General features: G+C 69.0%; 18 protein-coding genes. 14 read left to right on the top strand and 4 right to left on the bottom strand.

Annotation, left to right across the window (positions count from 1 at the left end; all coding sequences use genetic code 11):
* Positions 1–30 precede the first annotated feature (30 nt).
* The 6 genes from WS87_RS28460 (at position 31) to WS87_RS28435 (ending at position 8,553) form a co-directional block, all read left to right on the top strand.
* Entirely contained in the window at positions 31–1,479 is a 1,449-nt protein-coding gene (locus WS87_RS28460; protein ID WP_059818484.1) for an aldehyde dehydrogenase, read from the top strand.
* Positions 1,476–3,383 carry a feruloyl-CoA synthase gene (locus tag WS87_RS28455; RefSeq protein WP_059818483.1) on the top strand — a complete coding sequence of 636 codons (1,908 nt, stop codon included), beginning with the start codon at positions 1,476–1,478 and terminating at the stop codon, positions 3,381–3,383. Before WS87_RS28460 ends, WS87_RS28455 begins: the two co-directional genes overlap by 4 nt.
* A gap of 152 nt (positions 3,384–3,535) precedes the next feature.
* Positions 3,536–4,741 (top strand): 3-(3-hydroxy-phenyl)propionate transporter MhpT, encoded by a 1,206-nt coding sequence (gene mhpT / locus WS87_RS28450; protein ID WP_059528943.1) that lies wholly within the window; start codon positions 3,536–3,538, stop codon positions 4,739–4,741.
* 65 nt (positions 4,742–4,806) lie between these two features.
* Positions 4,807–5,955: a porin gene (locus WS87_RS28445; RefSeq protein WP_059818482.1), complete on the top strand. Its 1,149-nt coding sequence runs from the start codon at positions 4,807–4,809 to the stop codon at positions 5,953–5,955.
* A 28-nt stretch (positions 5,956–5,983) separates the two neighbouring features.
* The gene (locus WS87_RS28440) at positions 5,984–7,708 is read left to right on the top strand and encodes a tannase/feruloyl esterase family alpha/beta hydrolase (RefSeq protein ID WP_059818481.1); all 1,725 of its coding nucleotides are present in this window, start codon (positions 5,984–5,986) and stop codon (positions 7,706–7,708) included.
* Positions 7,709–7,935: 227 nt separating this feature from the next.
* Complete coding sequence (locus tag WS87_RS28435) at positions 7,936–8,553, top strand: 3'-5' exonuclease (RefSeq protein ID WP_059818480.1); 618 nt, start codon at positions 7,936–7,938, stop codon at positions 8,551–8,553.
* Between the two features lie 92 nt (positions 8,554–8,645).
* Here the strand turns inward: WS87_RS28435 and WS87_RS28430 are convergent, their stop codons facing one another.
* A complete protein-coding gene (locus tag WS87_RS28430) occupies positions 8,646–9,359 on the bottom strand; it encodes a GntR family transcriptional regulator (protein ID WP_059818479.1) in 714 nt (237 codons plus the stop codon).
* A gap of 172 nt (positions 9,360–9,531) precedes the next feature.
* Here WS87_RS28430 and WS87_RS28425 point away from each other — a divergent pair, with 172 nt between their 5' ends.
* The 5 genes from WS87_RS28425 to WS87_RS28405 all read left to right on the top strand — a co-directional run bounded on the left by WS87_RS28425 (position 9,532) and on the right by WS87_RS28405 (position 15,584).
* Positions 9,532–10,830 (top strand): MFS transporter, encoded by a 1,299-nt coding sequence (locus WS87_RS28425; protein WP_059818478.1) that lies wholly within the window; start codon positions 9,532–9,534, stop codon positions 10,828–10,830.
* 49 nt (positions 10,831–10,879) lie between these two features.
* Complete coding sequence (locus tag WS87_RS28420) at positions 10,880–11,608, top strand: maleate cis-trans isomerase family protein (protein WP_059818477.1); 729 nt, start codon at positions 10,880–10,882, stop codon at positions 11,606–11,608.
* 10 nt (positions 11,609–11,618) lie between these two features.
* Complete coding sequence (gene hydA / locus WS87_RS28415; protein ID WP_059689249.1) at positions 11,619–13,034, top strand: dihydropyrimidinase; 1,416 nt, start codon at positions 11,619–11,621, stop codon at positions 13,032–13,034.
* A 64-nt stretch (positions 13,035–13,098) separates the two neighbouring features.
* On the top strand, positions 13,099–14,295 hold the full coding sequence (locus tag WS87_RS28410) for a serine hydrolase domain-containing protein (protein WP_059818476.1): 1,197 nt from the start codon (positions 13,099–13,101) through the stop codon (positions 14,293–14,295).
* Positions 14,296–14,366: 71 nt separating this feature from the next.
* Positions 14,367–15,584: a serine hydrolase domain-containing protein gene (locus WS87_RS28405; protein WP_059818475.1), complete on the top strand. Its 1,218-nt coding sequence runs from the start codon at positions 14,367–14,369 to the stop codon at positions 15,582–15,584.
* A gap of 57 nt (positions 15,585–15,641) precedes the next feature.
* Here WS87_RS28405 and WS87_RS28400 read toward each other — a convergent pair whose 3' ends face one another.
* The 3 genes from WS87_RS28400 to WS87_RS28390 all read right to left on the bottom strand — a co-directional run bounded on the left by WS87_RS28400 (position 15,642) and on the right by WS87_RS28390 (position 18,951).
* Positions 15,642–17,000 (bottom strand): aspartate aminotransferase family protein, encoded by a 1,359-nt coding sequence (locus WS87_RS28400; RefSeq protein ID WP_059818474.1) that lies wholly within the window; start codon positions 16,998–17,000, stop codon positions 15,642–15,644.
* Between the two features lie 347 nt (positions 17,001–17,347).
* The gene (locus WS87_RS28395; RefSeq protein ID WP_059818473.1) at positions 17,348–17,854 is read right to left on the bottom strand and encodes a GNAT family N-acetyltransferase; all 507 of its coding nucleotides are present in this window, start codon (positions 17,852–17,854) and stop codon (positions 17,348–17,350) included.
* 491 nt (positions 17,855–18,345) lie between these two features.
* The gene (locus WS87_RS28390) at positions 18,346–18,951 is read right to left on the bottom strand and encodes a glycine zipper 2TM domain-containing protein (protein ID WP_059528908.1); all 606 of its coding nucleotides are present in this window, start codon (positions 18,949–18,951) and stop codon (positions 18,346–18,348) included.
* Between the two features lie 430 nt (positions 18,952–19,381).
* On the opposite strand from WS87_RS28390, the gene WS87_RS28380 reads away from it, so the two are divergent.
* From WS87_RS28380 to WS87_RS28370, 3 genes are all read left to right on the top strand, one after another.
* Positions 19,382–20,581 (top strand): amidohydrolase family protein, encoded by a 1,200-nt coding sequence (locus WS87_RS28380; RefSeq protein WP_059818472.1) that lies wholly within the window; start codon positions 19,382–19,384, stop codon positions 20,579–20,581.
* A gap of 76 nt (positions 20,582–20,657) precedes the next feature.
* Entirely contained in the window at positions 20,658–21,842 is a 1,185-nt protein-coding gene (locus WS87_RS28375) for an amidohydrolase family protein (protein ID WP_059818471.1), read from the top strand.
* 106 nt (positions 21,843–21,948) lie between these two features.
* The gene (locus WS87_RS28370; protein ID WP_236873247.1) at positions 21,949–22,386 is read left to right on the top strand and encodes a nuclear transport factor 2 family protein; all 438 of its coding nucleotides are present in this window, start codon (positions 21,949–21,951) and stop codon (positions 22,384–22,386) included.
* Positions 22,387–22,388 lie beyond the last annotated feature (2 nt).

Here is a 22,388-nt window from a genome sequence, read left to right as displayed (position 1 = left end):
CCGACAGAGACAGGCAAGGCAGGAGACGACATGACCGACAGACGGATGCTGATCGCCGGCGAGTGGTGCACCGCCCGCGACGGCCGAACCTTCGACCGATTCAACCCCGCGACGGGCGCGCTCGCGTCGCGCGCGCCGGCGGCCGGCCCGGCCGACGCCGACGCGGCGATCGAAGCCGCGCATCGCGCGTTCCCCGCATGGGCGGCGGTCGCGCCGACCGAACGGCGCCGCCGCCTGCTGAAGGCCGCGGACCTGATGGACGCGCGCATCGACGCGTTCATCGCGACCGGCGTCGCCGAAACGGGGGCGACGCCCGGCTGGCTCGGCTTCAACGTGACGCTCGCGGCGAACATGCTGCGCGAGGCCGCGTCGATGACGACGCAGATCGACGGCGACGTGATCCCGTCCGACGTGCCCGGCAATCTCGCGCTGGCGATGCGCGTGCCGTGCGGCGTCGTGCTCGGCATCGCGCCGTGGAACGCGCCGGTGATCCTCGGCACGCGCGCGCTGGCGATGCCGCTCGCATGCGGCAACACGGTCGTGCTGAAGGCGTCCGAGGCGTGCCCGGGCGTGCACGCGCTGATCGGCGCGGTGCTGGAGGATGCCGGGCTCGGCGCGGGCGTCGTGAACGTGATCACGCACGCGGCGGCCGATGCGCCCGAACTCGTCGAGCGGCTGATCGCGCATCCGCACGTGAAGCGGATCAACTTCACCGGGTCCACGCACGTCGGGCGCATCATCGCGCGCCATGCGGCCGCGCACCTGAAACCCGTGCTGCTCGAACTCGGCGGCAAGGCGCCGGTGCTCGTGCTCGACGATGCCGATCTCGATGCGGCCGTCGACGCGATCGCGTTCGGCGCGTTCTTCAACCAGGGGCAGATCTGCATGTCGACCGAGCGCGTGATCGTCGCGCGGCCGATCGCCGATGCGCTCGTCGAACGGCTGGCCGACAAGGCGCGCTCGCTGGTCGCCGGCGATCCGCTGGCGGGCCATGCGCTCGGCACGATGGTCGATGCGTCGGCCGCCGCGCGCGCGGCGTCTTTGGTCGAGGATGCGCGTGCGCTTGGCGCGCAACTGCCACTCGGCTGCCGTGTGGAAGGCGCGACGATGCAGCCGGCGATCGTCGACGGCGTCACGCGCGACATGCGCCTGTATCGCGAGGAATCGTTCGCGCCGGTGGTGGCGATCCTGCGCGCGGACAGCGACGACGAAGCGGTCGCGCTCGCGAACGACAGCGAGTTCGGGCTGTCGGCGAGCGTGTTCAGCCGCGATATCGCACGCGCGATGACGGTCGCGCGCCGGATCGAATCGGGGATCTGCCACATCAACGGGCCGACCGTGCATGACGAGGCGCAGATGCCGTTCGGCGGCACGAAAGCGAGCGGCTACGGCCGCTTCGGCAGCCGCGCGTCGATCGCCGAATTCACCGAGCTGCGCTGGATCACCGTGCAGACCACACCGCGTCACTACCCGATATGAGCGAGCCGACGATGAATGTTGCGACGCCCGTAAGCGGGCCGGCGAACGACACCGGCGGCGTGCGCTATCGCGCGGCGGCCGTCGCGGTCGGCGCGGCCGAGATTCGTCGCGCGGAAAACGGCACGTGGTACCTGCGCTCGCGCGAACCGCTCGGCGACTACCCGACGCGCCTGACCGACTGCCTCGTGCGCGGCGCGCACGCGCATCCCGACCGCGTGCTCGCCGCGCGGCGCGGCGCCGACGGCCGCTGGATCGAGATCACTTACGCGCAGATGCTCGAACGCGCCCGCGCGCTCGGCCAGGGCCTCGTCGATCTCGGGCTGTCGGTCGAGCGACCGCTCGCGGTGCTGTCCGGCAACGATCTCGAGCATCTGCAGCTGATGTTCGCGGCGATGCTGGCCGGCGTGCCGTATGCGCCGATCTCGCCCGCGTATTCGCTGGTGTCGACCGATTACGGCAAGCTGCGTCACACCCTCGGCGTGCTGCGGCCGGGCGCGGTGTTCGTCGCCGAGCGCGCGCCGTTCGCGCGTGCGCTCGACGCGACGCTGCCGGCCGATGCGGCGCTGATCGTCGCGAACGATGCGGATGCCGATGGCGCCGCGGCGGGCCGCGTCGTGCCGCTGTCGCGCCTGCTCGCGACCGCTCCGCGCACGATCGACGCGATTCATGAAGCGATCGGCCCCGATCATCTCGCGAAGATCCTGTTTACGTCGGGTTCGACGAAGCAGCCGAAGGCCGTGCCGACCACGCACCGGATGCTGTGCAGCAACCAGCAGATGCTGCGCCAGACGATGCCCGAGCTGACGCGCGAACCGCCGGTGCTGGTCGACTGGCTGCCGTGGAATCACACGTTCGGCGGCAGTCACAACCTCGGCATCGCGCTGTACAACGGCGGCACGCTGTACATCGACGACGGCCGCCCGGTGCCGGGCCGCTTCGACGAAACCGTGCGCAACCTGCGCGAGATCGCGCCGACGATCTACTTCAACGTGCCGAAGGGCTGGGAAGAGCTGACCGCCGCGCTCGAACGCGATGCCGTGCTGCGCGACACGTTCTTCTCGCGCGTGAAGCTGTATTTCTTCGGCGGCGCGGGGCTGTCGCAGGCCGCGTGGGACCGGCTCGACCGCGTGACCGACGCGCATTGCGGCGAGCGCATCCGGATCATGGCCGGCCTCGGGATGACGGAGGCGTCGCCGTCGTGCCTGTTCACGACCGGGCCGCTGATGCGCGCCGGCTACATCGGCCTGCCCGCACCCGGCTGCGACGCGAAGCTCGTGCCGTGCGGCGGCAAGCTCGAACTGCGCTTCAAGGGGCCGAACGTGATGCGCGGCTACTGGCATGCCGACGTCGATCCGCGCGACGTATTCGACGACGAGGGTTATTACCGCAGCGGCGACGCGGGGGGCTTCGCCGATCCCGAGCGGCCGGAACTCGGGCTGCTGTTCGACGGCCGGCTGACCGAGGATTTCAAGCTGAGCAGCGGCACCTTCGTCAGCGTCGGGCCGTTGCGGGCGAACGCGGTGTCGAGCGGCGCGCCGTACGTGCAGGACGTGGTCGTCACCGGGATCAATCGCGACGACATCGGGCTGCTGGTGTTTCCGCGCATCGACGCATGCCGCGCGCTGGCGGGGCTCGCAGCCGATGCACCGGTTTCCGACGTGCTGCGCGCGCCGGCCGTGCGCGCAGCGTTCGCGTCGTGGCTTGCCGTGCTGAACCGGCATGCAAGCGGCGGTTCGACGTTCGTCGCGCGCATCCGGCTGATCGACACGCCGCCGTCGCTGGATCTCGGTGAAGTGACCGACAAGGGTTCGCTGAACCAGGCGGCCGTGCAGAAGCATCGCGCGGCGACTATCGACGCGCTGTACGACCCGGCGCGGCGCGATCCCGACGTGATTTACGCGTAGGCGGAAGCCAACCGAAGCAAACCGAAGCAAGCAGTGACAACGACCTGCCGGCCACGATACCGGCAGGCATTCTTGCGGCCAGTGAATCAGGCTGCCTGATAAGGTCGGCCGATGCAGGCCGACCGACTACAAGACATGGGACTGGAGACACGATGAACACTTACGTTGCCGAAAAACCCACGGTCGCGACCACGCTCGCGCTGTGTTTCGCGATCGCACTCCTCGAAGGGCTCGACCTGCAGTCGGTCGGCGTCGCCGCACCGCGCATGGCGCGCGAATTCGGGCTCTCGGTATCGCAGATGGGTATCGCGTTCAGCGCGGGCACCTTCGGGCTGCTGCCGGGGGCGATGCTCGGCGGGCGCCTCGCCGACCGGATCGGACGCAAGCGCGTGCTGATCGCGTCGGCCATGCTGTTCGGACTGCTGTCGATCGCCACCGCGCAGGTGTCGACCTTCGCGATGCTCGTCGTCGTGCGCGTGCTGACCGGCATCGGCCTCGGCGGCGCGATGCCGAACCTGATCGCGCTGTCGTCCGAAGCGGTCGAACCGCGCTCGCGCAGCAGCGCGGTGGCGACGATGTATTGCGGCATCCCGTTCGGCGGCGTGATCGCGTCGCTGATCGGCGTGCTGCTCGCCGGCGACACCGAATGGCGCCACATCTTCTACGTCGGCGGCGTGGGGCCGCTGCTGCTCGTGCCGCTGCTGGCGTTGTTCCTGCCGGAATCGCGCGCGTATCTCGACGTCGCCGGCACGCCGGCCGCGCGCACCAGCGTCGCGCGCACGCTGTTCGGCGACGGCCGCACGACGTCGACGGTCGCGCTGTGGGTCAGCTATTTCTGCACGCTGATCGTCCTCTACTTCCTGCTGAACTGGCTGCCGTCGCTGATGGCCTCGCGCGGGCTCGATCGCGCGCACGTCGGCCTCGTGCAGATCGCGTTCAACGTCGGTGCGGGGCTCGGCGCGCTCGGCATCGGCGCGGCGCTCGACCGGATGCGCGCGTCGCGCGTGGTCGGCGGCATGTATGTCGGGATCGTGCTGTCGCTCGCCGCGCTCGCGGCCGCGCCTGGCTTCGCGTCGCTCTCGGCGGCCGCGTTCGCGGCGGGGATGTTCGTGGTCGGCGGGCAGTCGGTGCTGTATGCGCTCGCGGCGATCTACTACCCGACCGCGATGCGGGGCACCGGCGTCGGCGCGGCGGTGGCGGTCGGCCGGCTCGGCTCCGTCGTCGGACCGCTCGCGGCCGCGACGCTGCTGGCCGCCGGCCGCAGCGCGCCCGTCGTGATCGGCGCGAGCATCCCCGTCACGCTCGTCGCGGCCTTCGCTGCATTCGTGCTGATTCGCCGCCCGCAAGCCGGCGACTGAGGTTTCGTTTTTTCAATGCGCGCCGTCAGAGCGCGCAATTCAACACGGTCTGGAGACGCAACGAAATGAAGACGAAGACAAGGAACGGCCTGCTGGCCGCCGGCGCGTGCTGCGCACTGGCCGCGACCGGCGCGCACGCGCAGTCGAGCGTGACGCTGTACGGGATCATCGATACGGGCGTCGAGTTCGTGTCGCACGCGAACGCGGCGGGCGACCACGTCGTGCGCATGCCGGGCGTGACGGGCGAGCTGCCGTCGCGCTGGGGCCTGCGCGGCACCGAGGATCTCGGCGGCGGCTACCAGGCGGTGTTCACGCTCGAAAGCGGCTTCAACGTGCGGGGCGGCGATCTCGGGCAGGGCGGCCGGCTGTTCGGGCGGCAGGCGTTCGTCGGACTGAAGAGCGGCTTCGGCACGCTCGCGTTCGGCCGCCAGTACACGATGACCTATCTCGCGCTGCAGGGCGCGGACATCATCGGCCCCGACATCTACGGGCTCGGCTCGTTCGACGCATACGTGCCGAACGGCCGCGCCGACAACGCGGTGACCTACGTCGGCACGTATCGCGGCGTGACGCTCGGTGCCGCGTATTCGTTCGGCCGCGACGGCGCGGGCACCGGCAACTCGCCGGGGCAGGGCACGTGCGCCGGGCAGGTGCCGGGCGATGCCGTCCAGTGCCGCAACTGGTCGGTGATGCTCAAGTACGACAGCGCGTATTTCGGTGCGGCGGCGTCGTACGAGGAGCAGCGCGGCGGCACCGGCGCGGCCGCGAACTTCTTCGACGGCTTCGCGCCGGTCGCCTTCACCAGCAGCGGCGGCAAGGACGCGCGCACGCACGTGAGCGCGTATGCGCAGGCGGCCGGCGCGCGAATCGGCGCGGGGTGGATCGGGCGGCGCGTGTCGACCGGTTCGCCAGCCGCACCCGGCGCGCATTCGGACCTGTTCTTCCTCGGTGCGTCGTATGCGATCAAGCCTGACTTCGTCGTCGACGGCGAGGGCTACCGGATCGTCAACAGCGCGCACGACACGCGCGCGACGATGGCCACGCTGCGCGCGACCTATCTGCTGACCAAGCGCACGGCCGTCTACGCGCAATCGTCGTATCTGTGGAACAGCGCGCATGCACGCTACGCGGTCAGCGGCGGCGGGCCCGGCACGACGCCCGGCGCGGGGATGGGGCAGCTCGGCGCGATGGTCGGCGTGCGGCACATGTTCTGATCCGGCAGCCTGACGAGGGGGAGATATCTTGAACGGAAAATCTGCATTCCTTTGCATTGCGCCGCTGTCGGCGGCGGTCATGCTCGCCGGGTGCGGCGGCGACGATTCGGTCAACGCCACGCCGACGCACCTGAGCGCCGCGACGCCGGCCGCGATGACGCAAGCCTGCGACGCGCTCGCCGCGAAGCTGTCGTATGCGAACACGTCGTTCACGTCGGTGACGACCGCGGCCGCCGGCGCGCTGAAGGTGGCCGGCAAGCCGATCGCCGAACACTGCGTGATCGACGGGAAGATGAACGAGCGCGTGAGCGCGGTGGACGGCCAGACCTATGCGATCGGCTTCGAGATGCGTTTGCCGAAAGCGTGGAACGGCCGCTTCTTCTACCAGGCGAACGGCGGGCTCGACGGCAACGTCATGACCGCGACCGGCGAGATCGGCGGCGGCGGGCCGCTGACCGACGCGCTGAACATGGGCTTCGCGGTGATCAGCTCGGATTCCGGGCACAGCGCCGCGCAGAACCCGCTGTTCGGCCTCGACCCGCAGGCGCGGCTCGACTACGGCTACGGCGCCGTCGACGCGCTCACGCCGATGGCGAAGCAGGTGATCCGGCTCGCATACGGGAAGATGCCCGACCGCAGCTATTTCGGCGGCTGCTCGAACGGCGGCCGTCACGCGATGGTCACGGCCGTGCGCAACGCGGGCGACTACGACGGGATCATCGCGGGCGACCCGGGCTTCCACCTGCCGAAGGCGGCGATCGGCGAGATGTACGGCGCGCAGCAGTTCGCGAAGATCGCGTCGGCGACCGGCGCGAACGGGCTGCCGGACATCCGTAGCGGCTTCACCGACACGGAGCGCCGGCTGGTCGGCGCGACGATTCTCGACAAGTGCGATGCGCTCGACGGCGTGGCCGACGGGATGGTGCAGGACGTCGCCGCGTGCCAGGCGCATTTCAGCGTCGAGACGGACATCCCGACCTGCGCGAACGGCACGCGCACCGGCGCCTGCCTGACGACCGCGCAGAAGAGCGCGCTCGAGAACGTGTTCGCGGGCGCGCGCAATAGCGCGGGCACGGCGCTCTACGCGAGCTTTCCGTACGATCCGGGCATCGCGGCCGGCGGCTGGGCCGCGTGGAAGCAGTCGAATTCGGTCACGCTCGATCCGGCCGCGATGGCGTTCACGTTCACGACGCCGCCGAAAACCGCCGCGACGCTCGCGAACCTCGCCGGTTTCGCGCTCGGCTTCGACATGGACAACGACGCGCCGGCGATCTTCGCGACGAACGGCGTCTACACGCAATCCGCTTGGTCGTTCATGACGCCGCCCGACGAGACCAACCTGTCCGCGCTGAAGTCGCGCGGCGCGAAGCTGCTGGTCTATCACGGCACCGGCGACCCGGTGTTCTCGTACAACGACACGAGCGACTGGTACGGCCGGCTCGCGCAGGCGAACGGCGGCGACGCGTCGGATTTCGCGCGCCTCTATCCGGTGCCGGGCATGAACCATTGCTCGGGCGGGCCGGCAGCCGACCAGTTCGACATGCTGACGCCGCTCGTCGCATGGGTCGAGCAGGGGCAGGCGCCCAGGGCGATCGTCGCCACGGCGCGCGACACGACGAACGCGGTGCCGAATGCGGACGTGCCGACGTCGTGGGGCGCGGGACGCACGCGTCCGCTGTGTCCGTATCCGCAGGTCGCGCGCTACAACGGGTCGGGCGACGTGAATTCGGCGGCGAGCTTCAGTTGTCGCTGACGCAGCGGGCGTGCGAATGTACCGATGCGCGGGGGCATCGGTGCATTCGCCGTTGTTTTGCAGCGGAAGCGGCGAGCGTGTCGGCCTGAACGGGAACGGCGATGAGCTGCGCACGACGACGGCGTTTGCTGCCCGACGCCGCATCCGGGGATACTATGGCGCTTTTCCGTCGGTGCGACGCGTCCCGATCGACGTGGCGCGCCAGGTATCCTTCCTCCGATTCGACCATGCAAACCGTAGCGGTACTCGACTTCGAAACAACCGGGCTTTCCCCGAACATGGGCGACAGGGCGACCGAGATCGCCGTGATTCTGCTGCGCGACGGCGAGATCGTCGACCGCTACCAGAGCCTGATGAACGCGGGGCGCCGCATTCCGTCCGACGTCGTCGCGCTCACCGGCATCACGAACGAGATGATTGCGTCGGCGCCGCCGGTGTCGAAGGTCATGACGGAAGCCGCCGCATTCGTCGGAAGCCACCCCGTCGTCGCGCACAACGCCGGCTTCGACAAGCGGTTCTGGCAGGCCGAGCTCGGCATGCTCGGCGTGGCGGCCGAGCATGCGTTCGCGTGCACGATGCTCGTCGCGCGGCGCATCTACCCGCACGCGCAAAGTCACCGGCTGTCGAGCCTCGCCGACATGATGCGGCTGCCGAAGTCAGGCCGCGCCCACCGCGCGATGGTCGACGCGGAGATCGCGAGCCATCTGTGGTGCCGGATGCAGCGCGACATCGGCGAAACTTACGGGCTGCGACAAGTCGATCACGGGCTCATGTCGCGCTTGCAGACGACGAGCAAGGCCAAGGTCGCGACGTTTTTCGGTTCATTGGCCGCCGACCGGCGCTGACGCCGGTCGTCACTCGCCGATCTCCACCGGCGCCTCGAGCCCGACCTTCACGCGGCTGCCGCAGCAGCAGGGCGGCCTGCGCGCAGCCGGCTTTACGCTTCGGCCGCCCGCTTGCCCGGCGCGTCGGCCGTGCTCGTGCGATCGAGGATCGCCAGCACTTCGCGCGCGGTGTTTTCCGAATGGCTGCGCAGCACCTGCGGCAGCTGAGTGTGGTCGGGATCGGCGAGCGCGGCCATGATGGCTTCGTGCTCGTGCAGCGATTCGGCCCAGCGCAGCGTGTCCGCGTTCGCGGCGCCGCGTGCGCGGTGCACCTTCGACATCAGCGACGCATAGATGCCCGACAGCACCGGGTTGCCCGCCGCGTCGACGATCATCTGATGAATCTGCTGGTTCAGCCGGAAATATTCGACGCGCTTGCCGGCCTCGTGGCACTCGACCATCCGCCGGTGCTTCGCCTGCAACGCGGCGAGCGTCGCCGCGGCGATGCGCTTGCACAGCAACTCTCCCGCCATCGCCTCGAGCCCGTGCAGCAGCTCGAACGTCGACACGAGATCGTCGACGTCGATCGGTGCGACGCGATAGCCGATGTACTGGCGATGCGTGACGGCGCCTTCCGCGACGAGCACCTTCAGCGCTTCGCGCAGCGGCGTCTTCGACACGTCGAACGCGAGGCTCAGTTCCTTTTCGTCGATCCGCGCGCCGGGCGGCAATTCGCCTTCGTCGATCATCACGCGCAGGCGCGCGGCGATCTCCGCGGCCATGCCGCGGGTGCGCAGAAGCAGGGGATTGCGGGGTGTCTGGCTCATGATGGGGCAAGCTTATCACGATATCGGGGCTTACCCTGCACCATCGTAGTGATCAAACAAATTCAATGAAACCAAGTGTTTACGCTAACGGTAATTATAAATTTCTAATCCTATACTCGGTTCCACGTTGCGCGACGTCCTGACCATCCTCGTTCACTCCTGGAGTCCGTCCATGTCTTCAACCTCCGGTGTCGCCGGCCTGACGGTCGGCAAATCCGCCGTCCGCTGGAAGATATTCGTCGTCATGCTGAGCCTCATCGCGATCAACTACGTCGATCGCGCGTCGCTGTCCGTCGCCATGCCTTACATCTCGCAGGAGTTCAACATCGGGCCGGCGATGGAGGGTCTGATCCTCAGCTCGTTCTTCTGGACCTATGCGGTGATGCAGATCCCGGGCGGGATGCTCGCCGACCGGTTCAAGCCGCGCATCGTGATCGCGACGGCGACCGTGTTCTGGGGCTTCTTCCAGGCCATCGCCGCGCTGTGCACGAGCGCGCCGGCGCTGTTGCTCACGCGCCTCGGCCTCGGCGCGTCCGAAGCGCCGATCTATCCGGCCGGCGGCAAGCTCAACGCGATCTGGATGACGCAGACCGAGCGCGGCCGCGGCGCCACGCTGCTCGACGGCGGCGCGCCGCTCGGCGCGGCCCTGGGCGCGGTGCTGATCGCCGGGCTGATCGCGCTGCTCGGCTCGTGGCGTCTCGCGTTCGCGGTGGCCGGGGTCGGCACCGTGCTGGCCGGTTTCCTCGCGTGGTACTACATCCGCAACACGCCGCGCGAGCATCCGGGCGTCAACGATCTCGAAGCCGACTACATCGAGGCGTCTCACGCGAGCGATCTCGCGGCCGAGCCGGCCGATGCGTCGGGCCGCTCGCGCGACTTCTTCAAGTACCGCTCGGTGTGGTGCATGTTCTTCGGCTGGATGTGCTTCAACAGCGTGTTTTACGGGCTGCTCACGTGGATGCCGAACTATCTGCACAAGGTGCACGGCTTCGACATCAAGCAGATGGGCGGCTCGACCTTCATCATCTTTTTCTGCGGCTTCGTCGGCGAACTGCTCGGCGGCTGGATCGCCGACAAGTGGAAGGCCGCGGGCGGCCGTCCGAACGTCGTGATGCGCACGCTGTTCGGCATCGCGGCCGTGATCGCGACCGTGTCGATCTTCTCGGTCGCCTATGTGAAGAACCCGCTCGTCGTCGTCGCGCTGCTGTCGTCGACGCTGTTCTTCCTGCGCTGGTGCGGGCTGTACTGGTGCATCCCGTCGTCGCTCGGCACGCGCAACAAGATCGGCTTCCTCGGCGGCCTCATGAACCTCGGCGGCAACATCGGCGGCATCACCGTGCCGATCCTCGTCGGCGCGATCGTGCAGTTCACCGGTTCCTATTTCCTTGCGCTGATGGTGTTCGCGGCGGCCGGCGTCGGCCTGCTCGCGTGCTCCAGCGCGATCGACTACGAAAACAAGCTTCCCGTCTGACCGACCCCTTTCACTGCATCGACTGCATTCACTGATAGAGAAACCCATCATGAAGAAACGTACCCTGCTCGGCATGCTCACCCCGTCGTCCAACACGTCGCTCGAACCGCTGACGAGCGCGATGGTCGCCGGTCTGCCGGGCGTGTCCGCGCACTTCGCGCGCTTTCCCGTCACCGAGATCTCGCTGACGGGCCAGGCGCTCGGCCAGTTCGACGACGACAAGATCATCCAGGCCGCGATGCTGCTCGCCGACGCGAAGGTCGACGTGATCGCGTGGAACGGCACGTCGTCCGGCTGGCTCGGCTTCGAGGCGGACGAGCGGCTGTGCCAGCGCATCACCGCAGCGACCGGCATTCCGGCCACGACCTCCGTGCTCGCGCTCAACGAGATCCTGAAGAAGACCAGCGCGCACGAGTTCGGCCTCGTCACGCCGTATCTGGACGACGTGCAGACGAAGATCGTCGACAACTACCGCCGCTCTGGGTTGAACTGCATCGCCGAGCGCCACCTGAACCTGAAGGTCAATTTCTCGTTCTCCGAAGTGACGGGCGACCAGATCGGCGGGATGGTGCGCGAAGTCGCGAAGGCCGGCCCGCGCGCGATCTCGATCTTCTGCACGAACCTGAACGCCGCGCACCTGGTGCCGGCGCTCGAGGAAGAGACGGGCATTCCGATCTACGACACGATCTCGACCGTGGTGTGGAAGTCGCTGCAGCTCGCCGACTACGACACGCGGCAGGTGAAGGGCTGGGGGCGTCTCTTCAGCGACGTGATCTGAGGCGCGCGCCATGTCGAACGATCTCGATTTCGTGATCCGTCACGCGGACGTCGTGACGGCGGCGGACCGGTTCTCGTGCGACATCGGCATCCGCGCGGGGCGCGTGGCCATGCTCGGCCACGGGCTCCCGCGCGCGCCGCGCGAGCTCGATGCAACCGGGATGCTGGTGATGCCGGGCGGCGTCGATGCGCACTGCCATCTCGACCAGCCGATGCCCGACGGGCTGAAGATGGCCGACGACTTCCTGTCCGGCACGCGCTCCGCGCTGTGCGGCGGCACGACCACCGTCGTGCCGTTCGCCGCGCAGGCGAAGGGGCAGTCGCTGCAGGCGGCCGTCGACGACTATCACCGGCGCGCGGAAGGGCGCGCGCTGATCGACTACGGCTTTCACCTGATCGTCGCCGATCCGACGCCGCACGTGCTGGCCGAGGAGCTGCCGCGGCTGATCGCGAACGGCTACACGTCGTTCAAGGTGTACATGACCTACGACGACCTGAAGTTGAACGACCGGCAGATGCTCGACGTGCTGTCGGTCGCGCGCGAGCACGGCGCGCTCGTGATGGTGCATGCGGAAAACTCGGACTGCATCGGCTGGCTGACCGAGCGGCTGCTCGGCGACGGCCACGTCGCGCCGCATTTCCATGCGCATGCGCGGCCGGCGGTGGTCGAGCGCGAGGCGACGCATCGCGCGATCGCGTTCGCGGAACTCGTCGACGTGCCGATCTTGATCGTGCACGTGTCGGGCGCCGAGGCGATCGAGCAGATCCGCTGGGGGCAATCGCGCGGGTTGCCGATCCTGGCCGAAACCTGCCCGCAGTATTTGTATCTGACGGCGGCCGATCTCGGTCATCACGGCCACGACGGCTACGAAGGCGCGAAATGCGTATGCAGCCCGCCGCCGCGCGACCCGGCCAACCAGCAGGCCGTGTGGAAGGCGCTGAAGCAGGGCGTATTCTCGGTATTCTCGTCCGATCACGCGCCGTTCAACTACGACGATCCGTGCGGCAAGCATCCGGGCGGGCAGGCCGTGTCGTTCGACCATATTCCGAACGGAATCCCGGGCCTGGAGACGCGCCTGCCGCTGCTGTTCGACGGCGTGCGCAAGGGGCAGTTGTCGCTGCATCAGTTCGTCGAGCTGACGTCGCTGCGGCCCGCGAAGCTGTACGGGCTGTATCCGCGCAAGGGGACGATCGCGGTCGGCGCCGATGCGGATATCGTCGTGTGGGATCCGGACAAGCGCGTGCGGATCGCGAATGCGTCGCTGCATCATGCGGTCGACTACACGCCTTACGAGGGGATCGAGGTGACGGGCTGGCCGCGTCATTGCCTGTCGCGCGGCGAGCTGCTCGTCGAGGACGGCCGGCTGCTCGCGGCGGAGCCGGGGCGCGGGCGCTTCCTGCCGGCCGGCAAGCCGTGTCTCGACTGATTTCCCGGGATTCGACGCGACAGCCCGCACGACGTGGCGGGCGCGCGTTTCAACAGGAGCAAGGATGAGCGTTTCCCTCGCAATGCGCAGCATCGCGGCCGCTGCGATCGTCGCCGGGTCGTGCGGCGGCCCGGCGCTGGCCGCGGGCGGCGCGCCTCAGGACCTGCCGAGCGTCGTGCCCGAAGCGGCCGGCGTCGATTCGGCGCCGCTCGTGCGGATGTCCGAATGGCTGCGCCGCGACCGGATGGACGTGCGCAGCCTCGTCGTCGTGAAGGACGGCAAGATCGTGTTCGAGCGCTACGGCGACGGCCTCACGCGCGAAAACAACTACGAGCTGTATTCGGTGACGAAGACGATCACCGCGCTGCTCGCCGGCATTCTCGACGGCGAGGGCAAGCTCGGCCCGTCGACGAAGGTCGCGCCGCTGATCGCGGCCGCGCGGCCCGATCTCGCGAGCGAACTCGCGGACAAGCAGGACATCGAGTTGCGGCATCTGATGTCGATGTCGAGCGGCTTGCGCTACACGACGCGCGAAGGCACCGATCCGCTGTACTACGACGCGCCCGACCGGCTGCGCGTCGCGGTGACGAGCCGGGCCGCGCAGGCGCCCGGCACGCATTTCGACTACATCGACGTGAACCCGGTGCTGGTCGGCACGGCCGTATCGATCGCCGCGCGGGAACGCGAGGACGACTTCGCGCGCGAGCGGCTGTTCGAGCCGCTCGGCTTCGCGCATTACCGCTGGAGCGGCGCCGACGGCACCGGCGCGGTGGCGGGTGGCTGGGGCCTGCGGCTGCGCGCCGTCGACATGGCGAAGATCGGCATGCTGCTGCTCGACAACGGCCGCTGGAACGGCAAGCAGATCGTGCCGGCCGGCTGGGTCCGGCAGATGACCACGCCGTCGCCGGCCGCGGCCGACTACGGCTATTACTGCTGGATCAGCCACGTCGTCGAACACGGCACGCCGGAATTCGGCGCGATGGGCTTCAAGGGGCAGTTCATCACGGTGCTGCCCGCGCAGCGCGCGGTCGTCGTGATGACGAGCCTGCTGCCGACCGATGGCGGCTTGCGCGACGCGACCTATCTGAACCTGTATCGACGGATGGTCGGCGATTACATCCTGCCGGCGCTCACGCCCGCGCAGCCGCCGGTCGAGCGCGCGGAAACCACGCAGGCGCTGCGCGACGAACTCGCGCGCAGCCGTCGGACGAAGGGTGTGCCCGGCACCGCCGCCGCGTTCAACGATGCGCCGGAGATTTGATGAGGATTGCACATGTAATTGCCCCTTCGTCTACGTGGCGTCGCGATGGGCCGCGTCCCGCGGCGCCTTTCATGCGACGGCTGCTCGCGCGGGTGGCGGCGCTGCTGATCGGCGGCGGCGCGCTGGCGTCGGCGCCGGTGCTGCCCGTGGCGCATGCGGACGATGCGCTGCCGCCGCTGCATGAAACCGGCATCGCGGCGGCCGCGCCCGAAGACGTCGGTGTGGATTCGCGCAAGCTCGTCGAGCTGTCGCGCTGGATTCGCGAGCAGAAGCTCGACGTGTACAGCCTGCTCGTCGTGAAGGACGGCAAGTTGATCTTCGAGCGCTACGGGGCGAACGCGTCGCGCGATTCGACCTACGAACTGTATTCGGTGACGAAGGCCGTGACGTCGCTCGTCGCGGGCATCCTGGTCGATCGCGGTGCCGTGCATCTCGACGAGCCGGTGGCCGCGCGGCTCGCCGCATGGCGTCCCGATCTCGGCGACGCGCTCGCGGACAAGCGCGGCATCGAGCTGAAGCACGTGCTGTCGATGTCGAGCGGCCTGCATTACGACTTCAGCCCGAAGGACGATCCGATCTACTACACCGCGCCGGACCGGCTGAAGCTCGCCGCGTCGGCGGCGCCGAAGGTCGCGCCCGGCACCGCGTTCGAGTACACCGACGTGAATCCGATCCTCGCGTCGGCGATGCTGAGCGCGGCGGCCGGCGAACCCGTCGAGCGCTATGCGCAGGCGCATCTGTTCGGCCCGCTCGACATGAAGCGCGCCGCATGGGAGCGCGCGGACCGCACGGGGCTCGTATCGGCCGGCTGGGGGCTGCGGCTGCGCGCGGTCGACATGGCGAAGATCGGCATGCTCGTGCTCGACGGCGGGCGCTGGCAGGGGCGTCAGGTCGTGCCGCAGGCGTGGATTGCGAAGATGACGTCGCCGCGCGTGTCGCCGCATTTCGGCTACTACTGGTGGATCAACAACATCGTCGCGAGCGAGCCCGAATTCGACGCGATGGGCTTCAAGGGGCAATTCATCACGGTGCTCCCGAAGCGCAACACGGTGATCGTGATGACCGGCGTGCTGCCGGTGGACGGCGGCCTGCGCGATGCGGAGAACGTGAAGCTGTTCCGCCGGATGGTGAACGGCTACATCCTGCCGGCACTCGATGGCGGCGGTGCGTCGGGGCAGGATTCCGGCGGCGGCGACACGCGCGCGGCGCTGCGCGACGAGCTTGAAGCGAGCGCGCGCACCGCAGGCGTGCCCGGCACGCAGGTCGATCCGACGGATCTGCCGAAGTAGCACCGGGCGTGCGTTCGGCTTGCCGCCGCGGGCGAGCCGAACGCACGCTGCATCACGTCACGCCAGTTCGCCCAGGCACGCGTCGAACTGCGCGACGAGCGTATCGACGTCGTCGGCCGTCGTCTGCGGGCACACGAGCATCATGTTGTGGAACGGCGTGATCAGCACGCCGCGGTTCAGCAAGTACAGATGCACGATGTGCTCGAGCTCGCTGTCGAGCTGTTCGCCCGCGATCGTGCCGTTGCGCGGCGGCACGGGCGTGAACTGGAACTCGGTGCGCGCGCCGATGCGCGTCACGCACCACGGCAGCCCGTGTTTCGCGATCGCCCGCTCGAGCCCGGTCGCGAGCCGCGCGGCCAGTTCGAACATGTGCGCATACGCGGCATCGGTCGCGACTTCGGCGAGCGTCGCGCGCATTGCATGCATGGCCAGCATGTTCGCGGTGAGCGTCGTGCCGATCCCGGAATGGCCGGGCGGCGCGTTCAGCTTCGCCTCTTTCGCACGCGCCGCGAATTCGGCGCTGAAGCCGTAGACCGCGCACGGGACGCCGCCCGCGATCGGCTTGCCGACCACCAGCGCGTCCGGTTCGAGACCGTGCGCGGCCGCGTAGCCGCCGGGGCCGCTGCTGATCGTGTGCGTTTCGTCGATCACGAGCAACGTGCCGTAGCGGCGCGTCAGCTCGCGTGCGGCCTCCCAGAAGCCCGGATCGGGCAGCACCATCCCGATGTTCGTCATCGCCGGCTCGGCGAGCACGCACGCGACGTTACCGTCTTTAAGCGCCGCTTCGAGCGCGTCGAGATCGTTGAACTCGACGACGCGCGTGTTCGCGAGCAGGTCGTAGGACTGCCCGAGCAGGCTGTCGCGCTGCACCGGGCGGCCGTCGACGAGATCGACGAACACGTCGTCGACCGTGCCGTGATAGCAGCCGTTGAACACGACGATCGTATTGCGGCCGGTGGCCGCGCGCGCCCAGCGCAGCACGAAGCGGTTCGCGTCGCTCGCGCTCAGCGCGAATTGCCAGATCGGCAGCTTGAAGCGGCGCGCGAGTTCGCGCGAGACCCACGCCGCGTCCTCGCTCGGCAGCATCGTCGTGTAGCCGCGCGTTGCCTGCTCGGCAAGTGCGCGCGCGACCGGCTCGGGCGCATGGCCGAACATCGCGCCGGTGTCGCCGAGACAGAAGTCCGCGTAGCGATGACCGTCGACGTCGGTGAAGGTTGCGCAGCGCGCTTCCTTCACGACCAGCGAGAACGGCGTCGACCAGTCCTGCATCCAGTGCAACGGCACGCCGAACAGCAAATGCTCGGATGCTTCCGCGGACAACGCGCGGGAGATCGGCATGGCTTCGGTGAATGCACGGCGCTCGCGATCGAACAGTGCGCGGGCGCGGAGGAGGTCGACTCCGTGGCGGGTCTGCAATTGAGGCTCCTGTGACGGGGTTGCATGGACGGGGGATGCTTCCGCGAGCTTGTCATATTCCATGCGCGCGGTCGATTCGGGCCTGACCGCGTATCCATCAGATATGGAGTTTTTGCGCATAAAGATACGACAACGTATGTCTTATTCTCTGTCGCTGAGAAGTGAGCGGGCGCACACAGGCGATCGGCGCGCAGGGGCCGATCCATACGTTCAACGTGAGTGCGATGACGCTGACGAACGTGACGATCGCCGGGCAGACGCCAACACGACGATCACCGACAAGCGGTGACGTAACGGCGAGGAGGGGCGTTCGCGTGCGGCCGGCCGGTGCGCGCGAACGCGACGCATCATGCCAGCGTCTTGACCATGTGGTGTTCGTCGTAGAAGCGGCCGTCGACGAACAGCGACCGCGGTTCCGTGCCGAACCGGACGAACCCCTGCGACGCGTACAGCCGTTCCGCGGTGCCGTTGATCTCGTTCACGCACAGGACCAGTTGCGTGCACTGCCACGCTTGCGCTGCGTGCGCGGTCGCGCTGTCGAGCAGCGATTGCGCGATGCCGCGGCCGCGATACGCGGGGTCGACGAACACGCCCCAGATCGTCGCCTTGTGCGCGACCTTCGCGCGCGCATCGCGGCGCACGCCCGTGATGCCGACGAGCGTTGCGTCGTCGAACGCGCCGAACACGGCGCGCTCGAGGGTTGGGGTGATGCGCGTCGCGAATTCATCGATCGGGACGCCTGCTTCTTCGTCGTGGGTCGGCAGGAAGGAGGTCGGCGACGTGTCGACCGCGCGCAGGCGGACGGACTGGAATTGCGCCGCGTCGGCGGCGTCGAGCAGGCGGATCGTGATCATCGGTCGGGATTGTCGTTGGTGTGCCGGGATATCGGAATCTGCGACGCGACGCGCGGCAGGGCATCGGCAATGCTAAGCGGAAACGCATGCGCTTGCTCGTGCGTTCGACGTGCCGCATCGACATGCGTGAAGCAACACGGCACCGATGGGCGAAGGGTGATGGAGGTGAGGCGTGGAGAATCGATGAGCGTTCGCGATGCCTGCGGGCAATCGCGCACTCGGCGTCGAACGGATGCAAACGGAAACGAACCGGATGCGGACATACCGCGCTGCGTTCGATGCGAGCCCGACCGCGGGTGGCGCGCGAGTGCGGTGCGTGACGACGCAACGCCAAATGCGACAAGCATGCCGCGCAGAGGGAAGGAGCTGGATGAAGCGAGACGCGCCCATGCGTTGCGCCGAAGCGGCGCATGGTGTCGGGCGCGCGAAATTCCGACGCGACGTGAGGTGTCTGCGATGCGCCCGATCAGCTCAGGCGCATGCGACCCACGTCAATACCGCGACAGCTGATTGCCGTTGATCTGGACGCGATCGCCCGGGCGCAGGTTGCCCGGCGACTGCACGTCGAACGAGCGCGTCGAGCCGTCGCTGACCTGCACGTCGATCCGATAGCTGCTCGGCGGTTGGGCCGCGCCCATCTGCTGGCCGATCTGGTTGCCGGCGACGGCGCCGCCGAGCGCGCCGATCACGGTGGCTGCATCGCGGCCGTGGCCGCGGCCGAACTGGTTGCCCACCAGGCCGCCGACCAGCGCACCGACGACGGTGCCGGCGACGCCCGACGCGCCGATCGAGCCGCTGACCGGCTGGATGTTCGCGACGGTGCCGTATTGCGTGCCGTAGCCGTTGCCGTACTGGCCGCCGTACTGCGGGTTGCCGTATTGGTCGTACTGCGGCGCCTGGCTCGGATACGCCGGCTGCTGCACGTAGCCGGGTTGCGAATACGCGGGCTGCGCGTAACCGGGCGTCGCGTATTGCTGCTGCGGATAGCCCGGCTGCGCGCCATAGTAGCCCGGCGCGACACAGGCGGTCAGCGGAAGCGCCGCCACGGCGACGAGCGAGGCGAACAGAACGGTCTTCGTGGAAGGCATGCGCATCATGATGTTTCCTGCATCGGCAACGTGTTCGCCGACGAATTCCGGGACGGGTGGCGAACTCGGCGTGAGTATAAGGAAAGGGCGATTGCGCGTCCGGTGCGGCCGGGTAACAACGTGTAAAGTCTGTTGCCGCGCAAATCGCGGCCGGGCGCGGCGGCGCGACATGCCCGACCGCGACCGCGCCGATGCCCGTTTATCGGCAAGGCGGGCGCCGCCCCGATGATCGCACCCCATCGCCGCGCCAGGCCCGACGGGACGGCCCGTCCGCACATCGCGAAATCGAATGCGCGGCATCGCGACATTTAATTGGCCACTGGCCGCCCCGTCCGATATCGTGACCGCATTCCCTGCCAACGGTCGTGCCGTGCCGGCCGCGGTGCTTTCCCCCGTCCGCGCCGGCGTCGCGCAGCGACCGCCCCACACATTCCGAGTCATGACCGATCGCTTCTTCACCAACGCCGTCGATGCCGGCGGCCAGCCCGTCAACCTCGCCGTCCATGACGGCCGCTTCGTCGCGATCGGGGCCGATTGCACGGCCGCGCCCGGCGCGGAAACGATCGACCTCGGCGGGCGCGTCGTGCTGCCCGGCTTCGTCGACGGCCACATCCATCTCGACAAGAGCTTCGTCGGCGACCGCTGGGTGCCGCACGAACCGGTCGGCTCGCTGCGCGAGCGGCTCGCGGTCGAGAAGCGCCAGCTCGCGGCCGCGCCGCCGATCGTCGAACGCGCGAATGCGCTGATCGCGCAGGCCGCCGCGTTCGGCACGATCGCGATGCGCAGCCACGTCGACGTCGACGCGACGACGGGCCTGTCGAACCTGCAGGCCGTGATGGCCGCGCGCGAACAATGGCGCGGGATCGTCGACATCGAACTGGTCGCGTTCCCGCAGGCCGGCGTGGTGACGTGCCCGGGCACCGCCGCGATCCTCGATGCGGCCGTGCGCGAAGGCGCGGACGTGGTCGGCGGGATCGACCCGACGACGCTCGACGGCGACGCGGACGGTCAGCTCGACATCGTGTTCGGCATCGCCGAGAAGCGCGGCGCGAAGATCGACATCCACCTGCACGAACCGGGCGAGACCGGCATCGCGCAATTGTTGCGGATCGCGGCGCGCACGCGCGCGGCGGGCCTCGGCGGCCGTGTGAACGTGAGCCACGCGTATGCGCTCGGCCAGGTCGATCATGGCGACGTCGAGCGTGCGGCCGCGGCACTCGCCAGCGCCGGCGTGTCGATCCTGACCAATGCGCCGGGCGACTGCGCATTTCCGCCGGTGCGGCAACTGCGCGATGCGGGCGTGCACGTGTTCGCCGGCAACGACAACATTCGCGATGCGTGGTGGCCGTACGGCAACGGCGACATGCTGCAGCGCGCGATGATGGTCGGCTACCGCTCGGGCTTCTACACCGACGAAGCGCTCGGCATCGCGCTCGACATGGCGACGCATGCCGGCGCGCGCGCGATCGGCAAGGCCGACTACGGCATCGCGGTCGGCTGCGACGCGAGCTTCGTCGCGGTGCGCGCGCCGAATGCGGCGGCCGCCGTCGCCGGCGTGCCGGCCGAGCGCTGGGTGTTCCGACGCGGCGAAAGCGATACCGGTGCGCCGTTCGCGCCGGCACAGCGTTTCACGCGATAACGCGATAGCGACCTGACTGCCGTCGCGGTGCGTGCATCGTGACGGCCTTGCACTGACCGACCACACCGGAAACGACATGACGAACCTGCTGATCCGCAACGTCCGCACGCACGCCGACGAAGCGCTCGACATCCTGATCGAAGGCGAGCGCATCGCGCGCGTCGGCCCGTCGCTCGACGCGCCCGCCGGCTGCGCGATCGAGGACGGCGCGCGTGCGCTCGCGCTGCCCGGCCTCGTCGAAGGCCACACGCACCTCGACAAGACCCACTGGGGGATGCCGTGGTATCGCAACGCGGTGGGGCCGCGCCTCGTCGACCGCATCGAGAACGAACGCAACTACCGCGCGACGAGCGGCCATGATGCCGGCGCCGCATCGCTCGCGCTGTCGCGCGCGTTCCTCGCGGCCGGCACGACGCGCATCCGCACGCACGTGGACATCGACACCGAGGCCGGGCTGCGGCATCTGCACGGCGTGCTCGCGACGCGCGAGACGCTGCGCGGGCAGGTGGAGATCCAGATCGTCGCGTTTCCGCAGTCGGGCGTGCTGAAGCGGCCCGGCACCGCCGCGCTGCTGTCCGACGCGCTCGCCGCCGGCGCCGACCTGCTCGGCGGGCTCGACCCGTGCGCGATCGAAGGCGATCCGGTCGAGGCGGTGGACGTGCTGTTCGGGATTGCCGAGCGTCACGGCCGCGGGCTCGACCTGCACCTGCACGAGCGCGGGTCGATGGGCGCGTACTCGCTCGACCTGATCCTGCAGCGCACCGCCGCGCTCGGCATGCAGGGCAAGGTCACGATCAGCCACGGCTTCTGCCTCGGCGACATCGCGGAGCGCGAGCGCGACGCGCTGCTCGCGCGGATGGCCGAACTTGGCGTCGCGATCGTCACGACCGCGCCGGCCGCGGTGCCGGTGCCGCCGGTCGCGGCGTGCCGCGCGGCCGGCGTGACCGTGATCGGCGGCAACGACGGCGTGCGCGATACGTGGACGCCGTACGGTTCGCCCGACATGCTCGAACGCGCGATGCTGATCGGCATGCGCAACGATTTCCGCCGCGACGACGCGCTCGAAGTCGCGCTCGATTGCGTGACGCATGGCGCGGCACGCGGCTGCGGCTTCGCCGACTACGGTCTGGAGGCGGGCAAGCGTGCGGACGTCGTGCTCGTCGATGCGCTGACGTTCGCCGAGGCCGTCGTCGCGCGGCCCACGCGGCGGCTTGTCGTATCGTCGGGGAAGATCGTCGCGCGCAACGGCGTGCTGGTCTGAGCCGAGCGCCGCATCGTGCCGGTATGATCGGGCCTTCTTCAGCCTGATCTCCGGGGAGACGACGATGCGATGCACGCGCACGAGGGCGGCACGCGCCGCCAGATGGATGGCGGCGGCAACGTTCGCGGCGACGGCCGCGCATGCGATGGCGGCCGGCCCCGACGACGCGCGGCAGGAAGCGAATCGCCGCACGGTGCTCGCGTTTTACGAGAAAGGCCTGAACGAGAAGGATGCGGATGCCGCGCTCGCCTATGTCGGCGACCGATACGTGCAGCACAACCCGAACGCGGCCGACGGCCGCGACGGCTTCCGCAAGTTCGTCGCGTTTCTGCGCGACAAGTATCCGCAGTCGCACAGCGAGATCAAGCGGTCGTTCGTCGACGGCGACTACGTGATCCTGCACGTGCACGCGGTGCGCGAACCCGGCACGCGCGGTAGCGCGATCATGGATATCTTCCGGCTCGAGCACGGCAAGATCGTCGAGCATTGGGACGTGAACCAGCCGGTGCCGGAGCAGGCGGCAAACGGGAACACGATGTTCTGATG

Origin of the sequence: Burkholderia sp. MSMB0856 (assembly GCF_001524645.2) — a bacterium.
Lineage (GTDB): Bacteria > Pseudomonadota > Gammaproteobacteria > Burkholderiales > Burkholderiaceae > Burkholderia > Burkholderia diffusa.
Note: the sequence above shows the minus strand (reverse complement) of the source record. Positions and strands in the feature narration are given on the sequence as shown.